This window comes from Mesorhizobium sp. B2-3-10 (genome assembly GCF_006442275.1).
GTDB lineage: Bacteria > Pseudomonadota > Alphaproteobacteria > Rhizobiales > Rhizobiaceae > Mesorhizobium > Mesorhizobium australicum.
In genome coordinates this window covers 421,275-441,631 of record NZ_VFVT01000003.1, presented here as the reverse complement: position 1 = coordinate 441,631, position 20,357 = coordinate 421,275, and the positions used below count along the sequence as shown (strand labels likewise).

Below are 20,357 nucleotides of genomic sequence, written 5' to 3'. Positions count from 1 at the left end.
AGGATGAAGCATGAACTGGTCGATCTCCTTCGAACCGCTTCTATCCTGGCCGCTTCTGGCCCTGGTGCTGGTACCGTTGGCGCTGCTGGCGCTCGTCGGCCTGTGGTTTCGCCAGCGCGGCTCGGTCCTGCGCCTGGTCGCCCTGCTGGCGCTCGCCGCCGCCCTCTTCAACCCCGTATTCCTCAACGAGGAGCGCGAGCCGCTGAAAAGCGTCGTCGCGCTGGTCGTCGACCGCAGCCAGAGCCAGGACATTGGCGACCGTACCAGGCAGACCGACGAGGCCGTGGCCGGGTTGCAGCAGCGTCTTGGCCGCTTCAAGCAGTTCGACGTCCGTGTCGTCGAGGCCGGCAAATCCGACGCCGCCGAGGAGCGCACGGAAACGCGGCTGTTCGGAGCGCTGGAAGGCGCCTTCCGCGACGTGCCGCCCTCGCGCATCGGCGGCGCCATCATGGTCACCGACGGCGAGGTGCATGACACGCCGTCGGGCACGCCCGAGTTCAACGCCCCGCTGCATGCCCTGATCACCGGCAACGACCATGAGAAGGACCGCCGTATACGTTTCGAGAACGCGCCGCGTTTCGGCCTCGTCGGCAAGCCGCTCGACATGAGCTATCGCGTCATCTCGACCGAAAACGAGACCGGACCGGTCGATGTGCGGGTCTCGGTCAATGGCGAGCAGGTTTCAGTCGAGCATGCCACGGTCGGCCAGGCCATGCCGCTGCAGGTGACCATCCCGGGCGCTGGCCGCAACATCATCGAACTTGCCATCGACCGTGAGCCGGGCGAACTGACCGACACCAACAACCGCGCCATCGCGCTGGTCGACGGCATCCGCGAGAACCTGCGCGTTCTGCTCGTTTCGGGCGAACCGCATGCGGGCGAGCGCACCTGGCGCAATCTGTTGAAATCCGACGCCTCGGTCGATCTCGTCCATTTCACAATCCTGCGGCCGCCGGAAAAGCAGGACGGCACGCCGATCAACGAATTGTCGCTGATTGCCTTCCCGACCCGCGAGCTGTTCGTCGAGAAGATCAAGGATTTCGACCTCATCATCTTCGACCGCTACCAGCACCGCGACGTGCTGCCGATCCTCTATTACGATTACATCTCCGAATATGTCGAAAAGGGCGGCGCGCTGCTGATCGCCGCCGGTCCCGAATATGCCGGCGAGGCTTCGATCGCACGCACGCCGCTGATGTCGGCGCTGCCGGCCATGCCGACCGGCGAGGTCGTCGACAAGGCCTTTTATCCCCGCCTCACCGAACTCGGTCAGCGTCACCCGGTGACGCGCGGCCTCGACGGTTCGGCCACCGAGCCGCCGCACTGGAGCCGCTGGTTCCGCACCATCGGCGTGCAGAACCCGCAGGGTGAAGTGGTGATGAAGGGCGCCGACAACCGGCCGCTGCTGCTGCTCGACCGCAAGGGCGAAGGCCGCGTCGGCATGCTTCTGTCCGACCAGGGCTGGCTGTGGGCGCGCGGCTTCGAGGGCGGCGGCCCGCATGTCCAGCTCTACCGGCGCATCGCCCACTGGCTGATGAAGGAGCCCGAGCTCGAGGAAGAGCGGCTGACCGCCGAGGGACGCGGCATGGTGCTGGAGATCCGCCGCCAGACCATGGCCGACGATCCCGGCCCGGCGCAGATCATCACCCCCTCCGGCAAGACGCTCGCCGTCAAGCTCGACAAGTCCGAGCCCGGCGTCTTCCTCGGCAGCGTCCAGACCAGCGAGATCGGCCTCTTCCAGGTCGCCAATGGCGATCTCACCGCGCTTGCCCATGTCGGACCGGTCAACGCTCCGGAATTCGCCGACGTCGTCTCCACGCAGGAGCGGCTGAAGGCGCCGGCGGAAGCCACCGGCGGCAGCGTGCGCCGGTTGGCGTCTGCCGCGGGCAGCGACGTGACGCTGCCTTCCATCGTGCCGGTGCGCTCGGCCGGCGAGGCGTCGGGCAGCGACTGGATCGGCCTGCGCACCACCGACGACAGTGTGCTCAAGGCCGTGTCGCGCGTGCCGCTGTTCGGCGGCTTCCTCGGCCTCGGCCTGTTGCTCCTGGCGATGGGTTCGATGTGGTACCGCGAGGGACGGTAGAGCGGTGCGCTCTTTCTTTCTCCCCGTGTAGTGACGCGGAGAAAGACGCCGTCGCGAATGGTTTCGCCAATTGTCGAAACCAAGGCTATGACGAGCCCCTCCTCACTCCTCCGGTTCCGTCGTGAACAGCAGCGGGTAGCCCTTGGCCTTGCCGGCATCGGTGGCCCGTGTCGCCTTGGTCTCGGCGACATCCCGGGTGAAGACCGCGACCACGCAGACGCCACGCTGGTGCGCGGTGATCATGACCCGGTGCGCCTGGTCCTCCGAGAGCTTGAACTCGCCCTTCAGCACCGTCACCACGAATTCGCGCGGCGTGAAATCGTCATTGACGAGGATGACCTTGTAGAGCTTCGGCCGCTCTGTCTGCGGCTTGACCTTGGTGCGCGGTTTTGTGGTGATTTCAGGCATTCGAACCGACTGTTTTCGCGATCAGCTTAAGTCCGCATTTTGCCACGGGCGGCAGTGATCGTCCATTTACGGACCGTCGGCGGGCGGGCCCGGTCCTTCAGGATCATGTGGGGAATTGTCGGTCGCGGTTCAACGGCCCTGACGGCCGAAGACGCGGCGCGTTGCTTCGGCATCCGCCCGGCGTTCCAGCCATGCCGCGATCGGCCATCCGGCTACACAGATCAGCGTCACGCCGGCGAGCACGATCAAAAGCCATGCCTGCACCGGCGTGATGTAATCCCAGTTGCTGGAAATCGCCGGTGCGAACAGCGAAGGCTCGGTGCGCCCGCTTGCAGGGTCCGGCACGGGGCTGGCGGTGAGCAGAATCAGCACCCTGGCCACGCCGGTGGCAACCAGGCCGCCAATCACCATGGAGCGAAAAATGGACGAAAGCCGCTTCTTCATGCGGATTGTCCTACAGGGCCGGCATTGCAAACGGGTTAAGCACGATCGAGATGCGTGGCTGGAAGCCGCCGGCGTTCAGCTCTTCGATCATGCCTTGGCAGAAGGCCGCCCCAGCCGGTTTGCGGCTGGGGCGGCCTTGCTAGAACTAACCTCGAAGCTGATCAGGGCTTCTTGGGAGCAGCCTTCGCCGGGGCCGCCTTCGCGGGAGCCGCCATCGCGGGGGCCTTCTTGACCGGGCACTTGTGCTTCTTGGTCACCTTGCAGACGGTCTTCTTGGCGACCTTCTTCGGAGCGGCCTTGGCCGGAGCAGTGGTCGTCGCGGCAGCAGCCGGAGCGGTGGTCGTGGTGGCAGCGGCCGGGGCAGCGGTCGTGGTCGCGGCAGCGTTGCCGAGAACGGGCATCGAGAAGGCGAGAGCGACGGCGAGACCAAGGGCGGACAGGAGGGATTTTTTCATGGCTTCGTTTTCCTTTTTTGTGCGGGTCGTTTGAGTGTCACTGGACCGGGTCGTTCGGTGTCACTCCAAGCAACTTCAAAGCATTGGCGAGCATCCGGATGCCCTGCGCCTGTTTCTTGGCGGCGCAGTACCGGTTACCCTTTCTCTGAAGTGCCTTTGCCGCGGTGACCTGCGTTGCCGTGGCATGGGTTTCGAGGGCTTCATCAAATTGGTGGCTGAGATTGGCGCACCGTTCGCTCCGGGTCAGCGGCGCCTTTGCGTCTGATTGGTCAACAGCGGCAGTGAGCAGGCCAAGGCCCAGCAAAACTCCCAACAAACTGATCGACAATCTTGGCATCGGTTTATCCGTGAACCCGGAGACTAGCGTCGCAGCCGATGACCTGACCGCCACGGCACCGTTATGCCGGCCTACCTTTTCAGGAGTTTTTCCCGATTGTAGAATTTTGTTTCTGGATTGTGTCTGGCCGGGCCACGCCAAGCTGGCCGTTGTGGAGAAGGCGGAATTCATTCTTCCTTGAAAAGCAAGGCACTGGCCAACATACGGCCCGAATCCTATCGTGTGGCTCACCAGCCAAGAATGGCGTGGCCGGCAAACCAGACAGGGCAGCTGTGAAATCCGAGACACACATACTGATCGTCGACGACGACAAGGGCATTCGCGACCTGCTTCAGGAGTTCTTCCAGAAGCGGGGCCTGCACACCTCGGTTGCCGCCGACGGGACCGAGATGGAAACCATCCTGCGCCGCACGCAGGTGGATCTGATCGTGCTCGACGTGATGCTGCCCGGCAGGAGCGGGCTGGAACTGTGCCGTGACATCCGCGCCCAGTATACGACGCCGATCATCATGCTGACCGCCGTCACCGAGACGACCGACCGCGTCGTCGGGCTCGAGATGGGCGCCGACGACTATGTGCCCAAACCCTTCGACCCGCGCGAATTGCTGGCCCGCATCCGCGCCGTGCTTCGGCGCAATGGCGCCGCCGAGCCCAAGCGCGCCACCACCAAGCAGATTTACCACTTCGCCGGCTGGACGATGGACTGCTCGCGGCGGCGGCTGACCGCGCCCGACGATGTCAGGGTCGAACTGACCATGGCTGAGTTCAACCTCCTGCAGACCTTCGTCAAGAGCGCCCAGCGCGTGCTGACCCGCGATCAGCTCATCGAACTGTCCGGCGGCGACAGCGACTATTCCTTCGACCGCAGCATCGACATCCTTGTCTCCAGGCTGCGGCGCAAGATGGAAGATGATCCCAAGACGCCCAAACTGATCCTCACCGTGCGCAGCGGCGGCTACCAGTTCCTGCCCGAGACGACCTCCGAATGAGACGTTTCCTGCCGCAGACCTTGCCTGTCTGGGTGCTGCTGATCGTCATTGCCGGCCTGCTGATCAGTCAGGTCGCGACGCTTTATATCGTATCGCGCGACCGCGCCGCCGCCAATGACGTGGTCGACCTCTACCGCCTCAACGACCGCGCCTTCTCGCTCGTGCAGCTGATGCACGACGCCACGCCGGAGGAGCGCAAGGCGACGGCGACCGGGCTGTTCAACTCCACCTACGCGCTCACCGTCTCGGACACGCCCGCCGTCACCTCCTCGATCGCCGGCGACGACGAACTGGCCGAACTGGAAGACATTCTCGTCGGCCGATTGTCCAAGTTCGGTATCACCGACGCGCGCGTGCGGCGCGATCCGGCGACGCGCGAAGCCGACGATGCCGGCGGCGCGGCACCGGGACCCGAGATCGGCCAGGTGGAGCGGGATCTTCTGGTGCTGGCCGCCGATTTCGCCCAGAGCGACAAGCTGACGGCTTCGCTGCGCTTCGCCGACGGCCAATGGCTGAATTTCACCGAACCGATCACGCCCGTCGGCCCGATCCTGAGCGTCGATAGCCTGCCGCTCTATTCGCTGATCGCGGGGCTGGTGGTGATCATGTCGATCTGGTCGCTGCGCCGGCTGACCGCGCCCTACCGGATGATGGAAACCGCCGTAAACCGGATCGGCAACGACCTCAAGAGCTCGCCGATCGCCGAGAGCGGCAGCCGCGAGGTACGCGCCGCCGCCAAGGCGATCAACGCCATGCAGGCGAGGCTGCGCGAATATGTCGAGGATCGTGAGCACCTGGCGGCGGCCCTCGCGCACGACCTGCGCACGCCGATGACCAGGATGCGGCTGCGCCTGGAGCTGTTGCGCAGATCACCGGCGCGCCAGGCGCTCGCCCACGATCTCGCCGACATCGAAAGCATCGCGAGTTCCGTGATAGACTTCGCCAAATTCGAGGTCACGGAAGAGAAGGCCGAACGGATCGATTTCTGGTCGCTCGTCGAATCGGTCGCCGACAGCTACGAGACCGTGTCCTTCGACAATGACGACGTCCGTTCGCGAGGCCTGATCTGCATGGCGCGGCCGGTGGCTCTCAAGCGCTGCGTCACCAATCTGGTGCAGAACGCCGTCACCTACGGCAAGCAAGCGCATCTCAGCCTCAGCCGCTTGGACGGCACGATCACGCTGGCCATCCGTGACGAGGGACCGGGCATTCCCCAGGCCCAGATCGACGCCGTCTTCGGCTCCTTCGTGCGTCTCGAACAGTCCCGCAACCGCCAGACCGGCGGTCTCGGGCTGGGGCTGACCATTGCCCGCAACATCGCGCGCGCGGCGGGCGGCGAAGTGCGCCTATCCAACCATCCAGACGGCGGCCTGCTGACCGAGTTGCGCCTGCCGATGGCGGCTTAGGACATAGCCGCCTGAAGCGCGTCGCGCCGAAGCGGATCAGGCGCCGCGCTTCAGTCTTCGTTTTTGTGCATGTCGTCTTCCCAAAACCGAGGTCACTTTTGGGCGACATGCATCAGCGCCGCAGCACCGCGCTCAGCACGTCGCGGATGCCGATCGCGCCGACGAAGCGCGACTGGTCGTCGAACAGCGCCACGGGTGCGGTCTGCGACCGGTGCATGGCCAGCATCACGGTCTTCAGCGAGGTGCCGGGATTGGCCCAGAACACTTGCGCCAACTCCTCCGGCTGGCCCTCGACATCGGCGCAGGACACCCATACGGCCGGCTTGCCGTCGCGCTCGGCCGCCGCCACCAGCCCGTGCTCGTCGATCTTGAAGCGCGTCGTCTTGCGCCGGTCGAGCCACACCCAGCCGTCCTTGCCCTGTTCGAGATCGCGGCGATCGCGCATCACGTTCCAGGCGGTCAGCACCGAGAGCGGGTTCACATTGGCGATGAAGTCGCGGACATAATCGTTGGCGGGGCGCAGCACGATGTCTTCCGGCGCGCCGGTCTGGACGATACGGCCGCCCTCCATGATAGTGATGTGGCTGCCGATCTTCAGTGCCTCCTCCAGATCGTGGCTGACGAAGATGATGGTCTTCTTCAATTCCGCCTGCAGCTGCAGAAGTTCGTCCTGCAGCTTGGTGCGGATCAGCGGGTCGAGGGCCGAGAACGGCTCGTCCATCAACAGGATAGGCGCCTCGGTGGCGAAGGCACGCGCCAGGCCGACGCGCTGCTGCATGCCGCCCGACAGCTCATGGGCGTATTTGTTCGACCATTGGTCGAGATTGACCAGCTTGAGCTGGCGATGCACCCGCTCCTTGCGCTCGGCGTCCGGCACGCCGGCGAGTTCGAGGCCGAGCCCGACATTCTCCTCCACCGTGCGCCATGGCAGCAGGCCGAACTGCTGGAACACCATCGCCACCTGCTTCTGGCGCAGCCGCCGCAGGGTCGGCTCGTCGCAGGTGACGACATCGACCGTGCGGTCACCGTCCTTCACCAGCACCTGGCCGCGCGACACCACGTTGAGCCGGTTGACCGCGCGAAGCAGCGTCGACTTGCCCGAACCGGACAGGCCCATCAGCACCGAGATTTCGCCTTCATGCACGGTGAGGCTGGCGCCGGCGCAGCCGAGCACATTGCCGGTCTTCTCGAGGATTTCGGCCCGGGTGGCGCCCTTGTCGATCATCGCCAGCGAGCCGGCCTGGTCGGCGCCGAAGACGATATCGACATTCCTGAAATCGACGGCGACGGTCATTTCTTGCCTCCAACGCCAATGCGGGTCATCCGGTCGAGCACGATGGCGAGCACGACGATGGCGAGACCGGCCTCAAGGCCCAGATCGATGCGGCGCGAACCGAGCGCCCGGTTGATTTCCGTACCGAGCCCGCCGGCGCCGATCAGGGCCGCGAACACCACCATCGACAGCGACAGCATGATCGACTGCGTCAGACCCGCCATGATGGTCGGCAGCGCCGAGGGCAGCTCGACCTTCCACAACAGCTGGCTCTTGGTGGCGCCGAAGGCCTCGCCGGCCTCGATGATCGACTTCGGTACCGAGACGACGCCGAGATGGGTGAGCCGGACCGCGGTCGGGATGACGAAGATGATGGTGACGATCAGGCCGGGCGCATTGCCAAGACCGAACAGCGTCAGCACCGGGATCAGGTAGACGAAGGTCGGCAGCGTCTGCATCAGGTCGAGCACCGGCAGCATGATGCGATAAACCTTCGGCTTGTGCGCGGCCCAGATGCCGAGCGGCACGCCGATCGCCATCGCCGCCGCCGCCGCCGCGACAACCAGCACCAGCGTCTGCACCGTCTGTTTCCAAAGGTTCTGGTTGATGATGAAGATCAGCCCGATGAAAACGCCAATGGCGAGCGGGCGCGAACGCTGCAGCAGCCAGGCGATGACGGCAATCACCAAAGCGAGCAGCACCGGCGGCACCATCAGCAGGATGTTGACCAGCCCGTCGAGCAGAAAATTGAGGCCATTCGAGAACGCCCTGAAGACGGTGTCGAAATTGTCGGTAAGGAAACCGAAGAACGCCTTTCCCCAGGCGCCGATCGGGATCTTGTGATCGACCATGAACTTGGAAATCGGATCCATCTCACCCCTCGTTTGCCAGAGCTCTGCCTTCGGCCCCGTACTGTCGCGACGTCATCTTGTCACAGGATACGAAAAAGGGCAGCCTTTTCCACAAAGACTGCCCTCTGTTTCGGTCACGCCGAAATCAAAGTCGGCTCAGCTTCCGAGCGCGGTCTTGACCGCTGCCGCAGCGTCGCCGCCGTCGAAGGTGGTCACGCCGGCGATCCACGGCTTGACCGCATCCGGGTTTTTCTTCAACCAGTCGGTTGCCACCTTGTTGGCATCGCTGCCCTTCAGGATGGCGTCCATCATCTGGCCTTCCATATCCAGATTGAACTTCAGGTTGGCGATGAACTTGCCGACATTCGGGCACTCGCTCATGTAGCCCTTGCGCACATTGGTCGAGACGGTGGCCGCGCCGAAACCGCTGTCGCCCATGCCGTCGAGATAGGTGATCTTCATGGCGCCCATCACCGGATGCGGCGTCCAGCCGAGGAAGGCGATCCACTCATTGCTCTTCATCGACTGCTCGGCCTGCGTCAGCATGCCGGCCTCCGAGGATTCGACCAGCTCGAACCCGTCGAGATTGTCCTTCGGGTTCTTGATCATGTCGAGGATGATGCGATTGCCGTCATTGCCGGCCTCGATGCCGTAGATCTTGCCGTTGAACTTGTCCTTGAACTTGCCGAGGTCGGTCAGCGACTTGACGCCGGCATCCGCGACATAGGTCGGCACGACGATGCCGTAACCGGCGCCGGCCAGGTTCTGGCTGACGGTCTCGACCGAACCGTCGGCCGTATAATCCTTGATGTCATTGGTCATCGACGGCATCCAGTTGCCGAGGAAGACGTCGAGGTCCTTGTTCTTCAGCGACGCATAGGTCACCGGAACCGAGAGCTGGATCACCTGCGGCTCGTAGCCGAGCGCGGTGAGCAGCACCGAGGCCAGCCCGGTGGTGGCCTGGATGTCGGTCCAGCCGACATCGGAGAGGCGAACCGCCTTGCAGCTTGCCGGATCGCCGGCGAAGGCGGCGCTCGTGGACAGGAAAGCCGCCAGGCCCAGGCCGGCGACGAAGGAATTCATGCGCGACATCTGTATTCTCCCATTTCGATTCTTTGGCGAAGCGAAGTTACGGTTTTTGTGCCCGCCTTGTTTCGTCAGCCAAACACCATTCTGGAGTGGTTTCAAGCGCTAAGACAATCACGATCAACGGCGCTGGCTGGCCCATCAGCGACACAGCTGACGCTTTCCGCGCCGAGCCCAAGCGCAATCTGCCTCGGCAATGGCGGCTTTTTCAGGGGAATGCGGCGCCTGCCCCTCCCCGAGGCCTGGCAAGTCGGCTTAAAAGAGCGGCATGGCCAAGCTTTACTTCCACTACGCGACGATGAATGCCGGCAAGACGACCATGCTGTTGCAGGCGTCGTACAATTACCGCGAGCGCGGCATGACGACGATGCTGTTCGTCGCCGGCCACTACCGCAAGGGTGACACCGGCCTGATCTCGTCGCGCATCGGGCTGGAAACGGAAGCCGAGATGTTCCGCGACGGCGACGACCTGTTCGCCCGCGTCGCCGAGCATCACCAGCACACGGCGGTGCATTGCATCTTTGTCGACGAGGCGCAGTTCCTGGAGGAGGAGCAGGTCTGGCAGCTTGCCCGCATCGCCGACCGGCTCAACATCCCGGTCATGTGCTATGGCCTGCGCACCGATTTCCAGGGAAAGCTGTTTCCCGGCTCGCGCGCGCTGCTGGCGATCGCCGACGATCTGCGCGAAGTGCGCACCATCTGCCGCTGCGGCCGCAAGGCGACGATGGTCGTGCGCCTCGGTCCCGACGGCAAGGTGGCCAGGCAGGGCGAACAGGTGGCGATCGGCAAGGACGTCTATGTCTCGCTCTGCCGCCGGCATTGGGAAGAGGAAATGGGCCGCGCGGCACCGGACGACTTCATCGGCTTCATCAGCCGCTGAATGGGGCTCGCTGGGGCGTCGGCGTGGGTAGCTGGCTGCCACCTCTTGTCGGCCGCGCCGTTCTATGGTGCCTTTGTCAAGGTCAGCGCCCTATTTTCCCACCCTCAGCCAGAGCCTCCCGGGGTCAGCCATGCTTCGAGCCGTCTTGTCCGCCAGCCTTCTTTTGCTTGCCACCTCCGTTACCGCCCGGGCCGGGGGCGATCCTGTGCTGGGCAAACATGTTTTCAACCGATGCATGGCCTGCCATGAGGCGGCGTCCGACCGCGACAAGGTCGGCCCGCATCTGATGGGCGTCGTCGGCCGCAAGGCGGGAACCGCCGAAAGCTTCCTCGACCGTTATTCGGACGCCATGAAGAGCGCGGGTGCTGCCGGTCTCGTCTGGGACGAGGCAAATCTTGCCGAATACCTCAGATCGCCCAAGCTGAAGGTGCCCGGCAACAGGATGGCCTTTGGCGGCCTCAGCAATGACGACGACATCGCCAACGTCGTCGCCTATCTGAAGGCCGACCCCAAACCCTGAGCAGACGCCGTTCGTCGTCGGACGGGCCGACTTGTGCCGCCGGTGGGGCTGCAAATGGCCAGTTGTTGTCGAGTTTAGGAGCCATTCGCTTCCGCGTGGATTGATTGCTTTGCCGGCATCAAAGTTCAAAATCAGCTGAACAAGGCTTGGCCTGCCAGTTGATCACGTCATGACCACGGCTCCACTGGCTTTCAAGGGTTCGGCCGGATATTTGTTTTCGCGCCATGCACTGTCTTCACGTCTTTCAATCCCCTGATACCCCACATATATTCGCCGCTGTTCGCAACCAGCGAGCGGAAGCCGAAGCGGGAGGCCCCTATGGCGACATTGCAGAATTTCGATGCCGAAATTGCCAAGACCAAGCAGGTCGTCCAGGACATGCGCACCAAGATCGAGCAATCCGGCACCGTGCTCGACACGCTCGCAACCGCCGACAAGAAGATCGGCGACGCCAATTTCGACATCGAGAACGCCCGCATTGAGGATGTACTGAAGCAGCAGAAGGTGATGGAAGGCAACATCGCCGACCTGATCATCGGGCTGGAGGACGCCACCAACGTCTTCGGCGCCGAGTTCGAGAGCATGAAGAACTATACCGGCTGGGAAAACTTCGTCGGCGTTTTTTCGGCACAGCGCAAGCAGCGCATGCGCACCGATCGCGTCCGCAACATGTCGCTCGCCGGCAACCTGCAGGAGCTGCTGGCCAAGTCCGATACCATCGTCGGCATATTGAAGGCGCAGAAGGAAATTCTCGACCAGCGCTACAAGACCTCCGAGGCCAGCCTGTCGCAGGTTATCGAGCGCCGCAAGATCACCATGACCAACCTCGAAACCGTGCAGAAGCGCATCGAGGAGCTCAATCCGATGCTGCTCGACATCGAAAACAGGATCGCCGCCTCGACCAGCCAGAAAGACCGCACGCAGCTCGAGGGCGAGCGTTCCAAGCTTGCCACCGAATACAATGAAAAGCAGGCGAAGGAGCAGGAGCTGCTGGCCGAAAGCCAGACGCTGGAGCGCTATACTTCGATGTTCCAGACCTTCGTCGATTCGCTCAACAACCAGATCGCCGCGCAGTCGACGCTGATCAACAAGCTGACCATCGATACCGAACAGCGCATCGTGCTCTACAAGGCGCTCGAGGACTCGCTGAAGACCGCCGCCCAGCAGGACGTCGCCCACAAGATCAACACGCTGGGCAGCCAGGTCGACAACACGGCCGAGGAAACCATGGCCGGCATCGGCGCCGCCTCGCAGAAGCACATCGGCGATCTCTTGGAGATGCACGAGAAGAACATGGTCGCCAGCGCCGACATCCAGCGCCGCAAGAAGCTGGCCGACGATGCCTTTGCCCGCCGCTTCGACGAGGTGCTGAAGAAGCACAATTCGGCCAACTACGTGCAGTCATAATTGCCGCGCGCATCGGTGCGACAATCCCAGGACTGACAGCATGACCCCCGAAAACGACGCCGCGGCGCGGTATTTCTCGGCAATCACGGCCGCGCTCAGCGGCCTTGAAGTGTTCATGCGCGACGACCGCTCGCCGCTTTACCGGCACGGCATCGTCGCCAAGATCGTTGCCGAGTACATCGCTCGGCTCGACAAGTCCTTTTCCTGCTGGCGCAACCGGCTGGGCTTCATGGACACGTTCCGCATTTCGCGCGCCGAGAGCGGCTACCCGGTGTTCCAGAACCTGCTTGAACTGGAAAACGACCGCCTGCAGGCCGACGCGCGGCTCGCCAACATCCCCCAGGCCGGCGAGCTGCGCGAGGAGATGGCCGACTTCATCCTGCGCCACAAGGAGTTTCCCGAGGCGCTGCAGAAATCGATGGCCGAGCGGCTCTATCTCGAAGACGTCAAGAGCGAGCAGACCTTCGGTCCGTTCACGCTGGCGCAGACGGCCAAGGTGTCGGTCAATCCGAAGACGGCGCGGCCTTATTACCTCGTCCACTGGGCAAGCTTCGACGGCAGCGCCAACCTGCCTCTGGTCTATATGGTGACGGTGGAGGATTCCTCGGAAAGCATGGTCCGCCAGCTTGTCGACCGGAGCGGCAAGCTCAACGACAAGGTCGACATTCCGCTGCCCGTCGACGGCCTGCTCAACCCCGAGCTTGCCCACCGCTTCGACGATTTCACCGAGAAGAATTCGGCCTATACGCTGTCGCCGGCGACCATCGCGGTCAATCTCGACAAGGATTTCGAGCCATTGCACCCCAAGCAGCTGAGGCGTGTGGTGCTTGGCCCCTTCTACTCGGCAGGCATCACCGACAACAACTCGACGGTGACGGAAGTGCTGGCCAAGGTGCGCAAGCCCGAAAATGCCTGGCTTTTGACCTGGACCATCCAGGAAGTCTATTCCAAGGGCGAGAAGCCCGGCCGCAAGGGCCTGTTCTCCAGCGAGAAGACGACGCAGGAATTCTTCATCAACACCGACGACCTGGAAGCCGCCCGCCAAGGCGTGTCGAGCTACGAAAACCACGCGCTGATCCCGCACGAAGCCTACCAGGCGCTTTACGCCGCCGGCGAAGCACAGAAGATCTTTGGCGGCTACAAGGTTCACATCCTATCGAATGGGCAGGTCATCTCAGACGTCTGACCGTCACACCACGGAGCACCCTTCATGGACACCGGCCTGACCACCATCCCGGAAGCGGCTATCGAAAAACACCGCGCCACCGCGCAGAGCTTCATCACCCGCATCGTCGTGCTGGAGGATCCATCGCGCGAATCCGGTACGGCATTGGCCGGCACCAACCGCCGCTTCGTCTCCACCGTCTCGGTCGGTTCGGTGCGCCGCACCCGCGAGGTCGAGCTGTCGAAGACGGTCGGCGCCGTTCATCCCGACGACCAGTTGCTGACCATCCCGCAGCACACGCTGCTCTTTCGCGCCCGGCGCGGCACGGCGATCGCGCTGGCGGTATCGGACGTCTTCGCCGAAGGCTCCGATCTCGAAAGCCTGCAGGCCAGGAACACCCGCGCGCCGCTCGAAGGCGACGAGGCGTCCACCTTCAAGAAACTGCTGTCGGCTTCGGCCTATATTTCGGCCTTCAGCCTCGCCTCGTATCTGTTCCAGCTCATCGACGGCGACGGCGAGGCGCCGAACGATATCCGCGAGCCGGACTTCCTGTTCGACACGCCCCAGGATGCGGTTAAATCGATCCTGGCCGGCCTCGACAAGGCGATAGCGGGCTCGACGGACGAGGGCGACCTGACGACCAGGGCGCGCGCCTTCGCCCGCGTCGCCATCGACGGGCTTTTGGCGCGCAAAAGCCGCTTCGACGGCATCGGCCCGTTCGAGAACGCCCATATCCGCATCGACGCCGACGACTTCACCCTCGACGGCTTCGACGTGGCGCCCGGCAAGCGCTCCAAGCCGCTGGTGATGACCTTCAAGAAACCGGAAGAGGTCGTCGGCAACCACATCGCCAAATACCAGTCCGTCAAGCTCGCCAAGATGCTGATGGCCTATGATTTCGAGCGTGAACTGAACCCGTTCGTCGAGCTCGGCGGCTTCCTGTTCACCTTCATCGGCGACGGCGCGCCCGGCACCGGCAAGACGACGCTGATCCAGATGATCGCCGGCCTTGTCAACGGCTATTGCCAGGTCGCCGGCTATCCCTTTGCCTATGAAAATTTCGGCGTCGACCAGATTTCGTCCTACCAAGGCAAGTCTGGCCAGAACTGCCGCCAGTTCATCAACAATGTGTTGAACCCGCGCGTCATCGGCTTCGGCACCATCGACGACATCGACCAGGTGGCCGCCCGCCGTTCCGACGACCGCGCATCGGCCGGCCAGCAGGAGATCACCGGCGTGCTGATGGACGCCTTCGCCGGTGCTGCCACCGTGGTGCGTGGCAATTGCTCGTTCGGCATGTTTTCCAACTATCCCGAAAATGTCGACGATGCGCTGCGCCAGCGCGCCGGCGCCCGCTGGCTGGTCGACGGGCCGCAGACCCGAGACGACTATATCGACATTTTCGTGCTGCTCGCCGGCAAGAACCACGAAATCCCCCTGGGCAAGCACGAACTCTACGCCGCGCAGGAGATCCAGCGCGCCGTGACCGAAGCCTATGAAGAGCATGAAAAGCCGCGGGAGGACGGACTGGTGCGGGTCTACGAGCGCTACATGAAGGAAAATGGCGCGCCCAGGACCATGGCCGACATCGGCACCTACCTGCACCTGATCAAGGACGCCGAGCCGCGCTTCACCGGCCGCGCCATCAAGAACGTCACCGACGCCATCAAGATGCGTGCCATGGACATCGAGCTTCCCGACGACTGGTTCGAAAAGCCGGAAGCCTTCATGCACAAGAGCTACGACGACAAGAAAGCGATGATCGAGGAATTGCGCGGGCCGTTCTCGCTTGCCATGGTCATGCAGGAGATCAACCGCTACGCCGATTCCGAGTTCCGCTATTCCGACAAGTCCGACGATGCCGCGGTGGAGAAGCTGCTGCGCGACGCAAGGCTGCGCGAACGCGCGGCGCGTGAGATGGAGGAGATGAAGAAGAAGGGTCTGTGGAATGCGTGAGGCGAGCTCTTCTTCCTTCTCCCCGTTCACGGGGAGAAGGTGCCCGAAGGGCGGATGAGGGGCAGCGCCATGCGTGGTGGAAACGAGCCCAAGGTGGCAAGAGCCCGCGAGCTTCGGAAAATCGAGAACGATGCCGAGGAAAAGCTCTGGCATGAACTGCGTGGGCGACGATTGAATGGCCACAAATTCATTCGCCAACTGCCCATCGGGCCCTATTTCGCCGACTTTGCCTGTCGTGAGGCTAATCTGGTCGTGGAGGTCGATGGCAGCCAGCATGCAGGTGGATCCCGGGATCGCTACAGGGACGAAACGATGAACGCTAATGGTTGGTCGGTATTGAGGATTTGGCACGCTGATGTTTTGAGCGGCCGAAAGAGCGTATTGGAGACCATCGTTGCGGCCGTGGATGGTCGGCTGAACAAGAAGATGATTGGCATCGACGCGAAGTTTCTGCCTTCAATCTTGGAGACGAGATGATGAGCGTTTGCGCCGCCCCTCATCCGCCCTTCGGGCACCTTCTCCCCGTGAACGGGGAGAAGGCAAGATGAGCAAAAAACCCGATCTCCTGCGCGACAACGAACTCATCTACGGCCGGCTGCTCACGGTCGACGAGCCGCATCTCATCCAGCGCTACAACAAGGCGCTGGCGGCTTTCGGTCTCAAGCCGACAAAGCTGAAGAGTTTCCAGATCGACCGCACCGGCTTTTCGCCCGAAGTGGCCGAGGAGTGTGGCGACTACGATTATCTGGATCCCAACGAGGTCAACCGCCGCTTCATCATCCTGACGCCGTCGCAGATCGACCTGCCGGTGGTGCACACGGCCTTCTCGAACACCTCGCAGCTGATGTTCGAATTCATGTCCAGGAACCAGCGCGCCATAGACGCGCTGACCATCAAGGACGTGATCTACGGCGAGATGGAGGATTCCGTTCCCAAGGTCAACGACATCGAGGACCTGCTGTCGATCAGCCAGGTCGAGTTCAAGGTGCTGTCGGCCGAGGACGTGCTGGGCAAGGCGGCCGAGCTCGGCAAGCTCGTCGACCGGCTGAAGCAGGAGCCCGACGCCTGGCGCGACAATGCCATGCTGACCCGCATGGTGGAACTCGCCAAGGTCTGCGGCGACATCAGGGAGAACGCGCTGGTGCCCGACCAGGTGATCTTCCGCCACAACGCCTACTGGACCAGCCATTTCGGCGGCCTCTACGTGTTCGTCGATCCCGACATGACGACGGTGATCAGCGATCCGGCGGCTCCCGGTTTCCGCCGCTCGCGGCCCTGGCAGGTGAGCTATCTCTCCATCAAGGACGCCGACAAGGTGTTCAAATTCCTGGCCGCCACCGGGCGCATCGAATTGCCGCGCGCCTCCTGGATCGAAACCTCGGGCTATCTCGAGCACCGCGCTGAAATGGTCGTGCGCGCGCTGATCCGCGACGCCGAGCCGAACCGCAATTTGACCGACGTCGACAAGGTCTGGCTGCAGACCTGGATCCAGGGCCATGCCGACCTGATCACCAGGGACGGCAATTTTCCCTTCCTCAACGCCGCCAAGCGCGAGATCGCCCAGTTCGGCCACCTCAAGATCGAGGACGTCTTCCCGCAGCAGCGCTTCCTGGTGGTCCGCGCCAAGCCTGATCATCCCGACGCCTGGCTGACCAACCGGCTGATCTCGGATTTCGTGCCGTCGGACTTCGTGTCGCGCTACATCTTCAACAAGGACGGCTTCTACAAGGACTATGACGGCTTCAGCGACGCTTGGCGATCGCATGTTGTGGACGTTCTGAAAACCACATATTTGAAGGAAAAGGTGGCGTTTCGCACACGCCTCTACGGCCTGACCGACTAGAACGATATGAACCGTCATTCCGTTCTAACTTGTTGTTTTGGTGCATGATGTTATCCAAAAAGTCTGCAACTTTTTGGCATCGTGCTGAGGGGGTGATACAGCCATGCTCGACCCGATCGTGAACTTCTTCGTCAAGCTGTTCCAGTGGATCGGCCGCGGCATCGGCCTTCTGATCGGCGTGATCCTGTGGCCCTTCTTGTGGGCCGGCCGCTGGTATACGCAGCGCGGCTGGATCCTGAAGGCCGTCGTCGGCCTGGCCTTGCTGGTGCTGATCGGCCTTTACGCCAACTTCTTCTACGCCACCCAGTGGTGGAACAGGTTCAACCCGAACTACCCGGACACCTATACGTTCGAGAAGCGCAACGTTTCCGCCGGTGAACAGGTGGCCGCCGGCGCCGGCACCGACACGGCCAAGACTTGCGGCAACTCCGGCATCGCCCAGGTGGCGGCGGACCTGACTGACTTCAACGTCAACCAGAATGCCTGGATCTCGTCGATGATCCTCTACAAGCTCGGCCTGTTCGGCATCGACTGGGACAACACCCCGTGGATGGACAACAAGGCCTCTTTCCAGCGCGGCATCAACCAGGCGGTGCGACGCACGGCGACCGAGCTTGCCGACAATCTCGGCCGCGTGCGCACCACCTCGCAGATCGATGCCGACCTGCAGGACGCGCGTGGCAATCTGCAGTTCGACGAGTATACCTGGTATTTCGGCGTGAGCCCGTTTGGACCGAAGACACCGACGCCGAGCTACTATCGCGACGCCGTGCGCAAGCTGCGTTCGTTCAATGCCCGGCTCGCCACCTGCCAGGCCACTTTCGATGCCCGCGCCGACAATCTGAAGCAGTATATCGATCGCATCGCCAGTGACATCGGCTCGACCTCCGCCATCCTCAAGGAGCGTGCCGAGAACCACAACAATGGCTGGTTCGACACCCGCGCCGACGACCGCTACTGGTTCGCCTATGGCCAGCTCTATGCCTATTACGGCCTGATGAAGGGCGCCCAGGCCGACTTCGAGGACGTCATCAAGGAAAAGCACCTGCAGAGCCTGTGGGATACGATGGACGCGCAGTTCGTGTCGGCCCTGCGCATCCAGCCCTTCATCATCGCCAATGGCCGCGAGGACGGCTGGCTGCTGCCCACCCATCTGACGACGATGGGCTTCTACGTGCTTCGGGTGCGCTCGAACATGGTTGAAATCAGCAACGTGCTGACGCAGTAGCGCTGTCCCACGGCAACACTCGCGATGGCGGATTTGCGTCGTCGCGTCTGTCGCATTCCGTGCATTGTGCGGCTGTTTTGAGACGGCGGAAGCGCCCCTGCTCTGGCTTCTATACGGCGCGGCAAGCGGAGCCATAAAGAACCGGGAATAGGTCGGCCGCCGCAGAGGAATTTTCTCTATAGGAAACATAGTTGCATGAAAGTTGACGCCGCCGCAGCGACAGGGTTAGATGCCCTGCGCGTCCGGCTCCAGCCTTCTTGCGAGTAAGATCAACCCCGTCCCCTCCACCGTCCAATCCAGAGGAACGCCGTCATGGCCGAAGTGAAGTCCGACATCGAGATCGCGCGTGGCGCCAGGAAAAAGCAGATCCAGGAGATCGGCCAGAAGATCGGCATCCCAACCGAACATCTGCTGCCCTACGGCCACGACAAGGCCAAGATTTCGGCCGAGTTCATCAAGTCGGTGAAGGGCAACAGGGACGGCAAGCTGATCCTCGTCACCGCCATCAACCCGACCCCGGCCGGCGAAGGCAAGACCACCACCACCGTCGGCCTCGGTGACGGTCTGAACCGCATCGGCAAGAAGGCGATCGTCTGCATCCGTGAAGCTTCGCTCGGCCCGAATTTCGGCGTCAAGGGCGGAGCCGCCGGCGGCGGTTACGCGCAGGTCGTGCCGATGGAGGACATGAACCTCCACTTCACCGGCGACTTCCACGCCATCACCACGGCGCACAACCTTTTGTCGGCCCTGATCGACAACCACATCTACTGGGGTAATGAACTCGGCATCGACACCCGCCGCGTGGTGTGGCGCCGCGTCATGGACATGAACGACCGGGCGCTGCGCGAGATCATCTGCTCACTCGGCGGCGTCGCCAACGGCTTTCCGCGCGAAGCCGGCTTCGACATCACCGTCGCCTCGGAAGTGATGGCGATCCTCTGCCTCGCCACCGACCTGAAGGATCTGGAAAAACGCCTCGGCGACATCATCGTCGCCTATCGCCGCGACAAATCGGCGGTCTATGCCCGCGACCTCAAGGCCGATGGCGCCATGGCCGTCCTGCTCAAGGACGCCATGCAGCCCAATCTGGTGCAGACGCTGGAGAACAACCCGGCCTTCGTGCATGGCGGCCCGTTCGCCAACATCGCGCATGGCTGCAACTCGGTCGTCGCCACCACGACGGCGCTCAAGCTTGCCGACTACGTCGTCACCGAAGCCGGTTTTGGTGCTGATCTAGGTGCCGAAAAGTTCTTCGACATCAAGTGCCGCAAGGCCGGACTGAAGCCGGCAGCCACCGTCATCGTCGCCACCGTGCGCGCCATGAAGATGAATGGCGGCGTCAAGAAGGAAGACCTTGGCAAGGAGAATGTCGAAGCCGTCAGGAAGGGCTGCCCGAACCTTGGACGCCACATCGAGAACATCAGGCAGTTCGGCGTCCCGGCGGTCGTTGCCATCAACCACTTCTATTCCGACACCGACGCCGAGATTCAGGCGCTCAAGGACTACGTCGCCTCGATGGGCGAGGAAGCGATCCTGTGCAAGCACTGGGCCAACGGCTCCGCCGGCATCGAGGAGCTTGCCAACAAGGTGGTGGCGCTCGCCGAATCCGGCGCCTCGCAGTTCGCGCCACTCTATCCCGACTCCATGCCGCTGTTCGAGAAAATAAACACCATCGTTCAGCGCATCTATCGCGGCTCGGAAGCCATCGCCGACAAATCGGTGCGCGACCAGTTGAAGGCCTGGGAGGATGCTGGTTACGGCAACCTTCCGGTCTGCATGGCCAAGACACAGTACTCGTTCTCGACCGACCCGAACCTGCGCGGCGCGCCGACCGGCCACACCGTGCCGGTGCGCGAGGTCAGGCTGTCCGCCGGCGCCGGCTTCGTCGTCATCATCTGCGGCGAGGTCATGACCATGCCTGGCCTGCCGAGCAAGCCGTCGTCGGAAAAGATCTTCCTCAACGAGGCCGGCCAGATCGAAGGCCTGTTCTGATCTTCATCTCGACAAGAACAAGAAGGGCGCCGCA

19 protein-coding genes are annotated in these 20,357 nt (G+C 62.9%); 12 read left to right on the top strand and 7 right to left on the bottom strand.

Annotation, left to right across the window (positions count from 1 at the left end; genetic code table 11):
• Window positions 1-10 precede the first annotated feature (10 nt).
• Window positions 11-2,083, top strand: coding sequence for a hypothetical protein (locus tag FJ943_RS11800; RefSeq protein WP_140721666.1), 2,073 nt, complete (start codon window positions 11-13; stop codon window positions 2,081-2,083).
• A gap of 102 nt (window positions 2,084-2,185) precedes the next feature.
• On the opposite strand, the gene clpS is transcribed toward FJ943_RS11800, so the two are convergent.
• The 4 genes from clpS to FJ943_RS11780 form a co-directional block, all read right to left on the bottom strand.
• Window positions 2,186-2,491 (bottom strand): ATP-dependent Clp protease adapter ClpS, encoded by a 306-nt coding sequence (clpS, locus tag FJ943_RS11795; RefSeq protein ID WP_015316053.1) that lies wholly within the window; start codon window positions 2,489-2,491, stop codon window positions 2,186-2,188.
• Between the two features lie 129 nt (window positions 2,492-2,620).
• Window positions 2,621-2,935 (bottom strand): hypothetical protein, encoded by a 315-nt coding sequence (locus tag FJ943_RS11790; RefSeq protein ID WP_140617675.1) that lies wholly within the window; start codon window positions 2,933-2,935, stop codon window positions 2,621-2,623.
• Window positions 2,936-3,096: 161 nt separating this feature from the next.
• Complete coding sequence (locus FJ943_RS11785; RefSeq protein WP_140617674.1) at window positions 3,097-3,390, bottom strand: hypothetical protein; 294 nt, start codon at window positions 3,388-3,390, stop codon at window positions 3,097-3,099.
• A 37-nt stretch (window positions 3,391-3,427) separates the two neighbouring features.
• The gene (locus FJ943_RS11780) at window positions 3,428-3,727 is read right to left on the bottom strand and encodes a hypothetical protein (RefSeq protein WP_015316050.1); all 300 of its coding nucleotides are present in this window, start codon (window positions 3,725-3,727) and stop codon (window positions 3,428-3,430) included.
• 272 nt (window positions 3,728-3,999) lie between these two features.
• On the opposite strand from FJ943_RS11780, the gene FJ943_RS11775 reads away from it, so the two are divergent.
• Both FJ943_RS11775 and FJ943_RS11770 read left to right on the top strand, forming a co-directional pair.
• Window positions 4,000-4,716: a response regulator transcription factor gene (locus FJ943_RS11775; RefSeq protein WP_015316049.1), complete on the top strand. Its 717-nt coding sequence runs from the start codon at window positions 4,000-4,002 to the stop codon at window positions 4,714-4,716.
• Window positions 4,713-6,122: an ATP-binding protein gene (locus tag FJ943_RS11770; protein ID WP_140721663.1), complete on the top strand. Its 1,410-nt coding sequence runs from the start codon at window positions 4,713-4,715 to the stop codon at window positions 6,120-6,122. Before FJ943_RS11775 ends, FJ943_RS11770 begins: the two co-directional genes overlap by 4 nt.
• A 112-nt stretch (window positions 6,123-6,234) precedes the next feature.
• Here FJ943_RS11770 and choV read toward each other — a convergent pair whose 3' ends face one another.
• The 3 genes from choV to FJ943_RS11755 form a co-directional block, all read right to left on the bottom strand.
• A complete protein-coding gene (choV, locus tag FJ943_RS11765) occupies window positions 6,235-7,416 on the bottom strand; it encodes a choline ABC transporter ATP-binding protein (RefSeq protein ID WP_015316047.1) in 1,182 nt (393 codons plus the stop codon).
• On the bottom strand, window positions 7,413-8,267 hold the full coding sequence (gene choW / locus FJ943_RS11760) for a choline ABC transporter permease subunit (RefSeq protein WP_140665124.1): 855 nt from the start codon (window positions 8,265-8,267) through the stop codon (window positions 7,413-7,415). Before choW ends, choV begins: the two co-directional genes overlap by 4 nt.
• Window positions 8,268-8,402: 135 nt before the next feature.
• Window positions 8,403-9,338 carry a choline ABC transporter substrate-binding protein gene (locus FJ943_RS11755; RefSeq protein WP_015316045.1) on the bottom strand — a complete coding sequence of 312 codons (936 nt, stop codon included), beginning with the start codon at window positions 9,336-9,338 and terminating at the stop codon, window positions 8,403-8,405.
• Between the two features lie 262 nt (window positions 9,339-9,600).
• On the opposite strand from FJ943_RS11755, the gene FJ943_RS11750 reads away from it, so the two are divergent.
• From FJ943_RS11750 to FJ943_RS11710, 9 genes are all read left to right on the top strand, one after another.
• Window positions 9,601-10,212: a thymidine kinase gene (locus FJ943_RS11750; protein ID WP_140617670.1), complete on the top strand. Its 612-nt coding sequence runs from the start codon at window positions 9,601-9,603 to the stop codon at window positions 10,210-10,212.
• A 130-nt stretch (window positions 10,213-10,342) separates the two neighbouring features.
• Window positions 10,343-10,732 (top strand): cytochrome c family protein, encoded by a 390-nt coding sequence (locus tag FJ943_RS11745; RefSeq protein WP_015316043.1) that lies wholly within the window; start codon window positions 10,343-10,345, stop codon window positions 10,730-10,732.
• A gap of 318 nt (window positions 10,733-11,050) precedes the next feature.
• On the top strand, window positions 11,051-12,139 hold the full coding sequence (locus FJ943_RS11740; RefSeq protein WP_140665129.1) for a hypothetical protein: 1,089 nt from the start codon (window positions 11,051-11,053) through the stop codon (window positions 12,137-12,139).
• A 40-nt stretch (window positions 12,140-12,179) separates the two neighbouring features.
• Window positions 12,180-13,325 (top strand): hypothetical protein, encoded by a 1,146-nt coding sequence (locus FJ943_RS11735; RefSeq protein ID WP_140721661.1) that lies wholly within the window; start codon window positions 12,180-12,182, stop codon window positions 13,323-13,325.
• A gap of 24 nt (window positions 13,326-13,349) precedes the next feature.
• Window positions 13,350-15,260 (top strand): ATP-binding protein, encoded by a 1,911-nt coding sequence (locus FJ943_RS11730; protein WP_140721659.1) that lies wholly within the window; start codon window positions 13,350-13,352, stop codon window positions 15,258-15,260.
• A 69-nt stretch (window positions 15,261-15,329) separates the two neighbouring features.
• The gene (locus FJ943_RS11725; RefSeq protein ID WP_015316039.1) at window positions 15,330-15,737 is read left to right on the top strand and encodes a DUF559 domain-containing protein; all 408 of its coding nucleotides are present in this window, start codon (window positions 15,330-15,332) and stop codon (window positions 15,735-15,737) included.
• Between the two features lie 67 nt (window positions 15,738-15,804).
• A complete protein-coding gene (locus tag FJ943_RS11720) occupies window positions 15,805-17,103 on the top strand; it encodes a DUF6638 family protein (protein ID WP_015316038.1) in 1,299 nt (432 codons plus the stop codon).
• Between the two features lie 103 nt (window positions 17,104-17,206).
• Complete coding sequence (locus FJ943_RS11715; protein ID WP_015316037.1) at window positions 17,207-18,331, top strand: DUF2333 family protein; 1,125 nt, start codon at window positions 17,207-17,209, stop codon at window positions 18,329-18,331.
• A gap of 312 nt (window positions 18,332-18,643) precedes the next feature.
• Window positions 18,644-20,323 (top strand): formate--tetrahydrofolate ligase, encoded by a 1,680-nt coding sequence (locus FJ943_RS11710; RefSeq protein WP_140721656.1) that lies wholly within the window; start codon window positions 18,644-18,646, stop codon window positions 20,321-20,323.
• The last annotated feature ends 34 nt before the right edge of the window (window positions 20,324-20,357 follow it).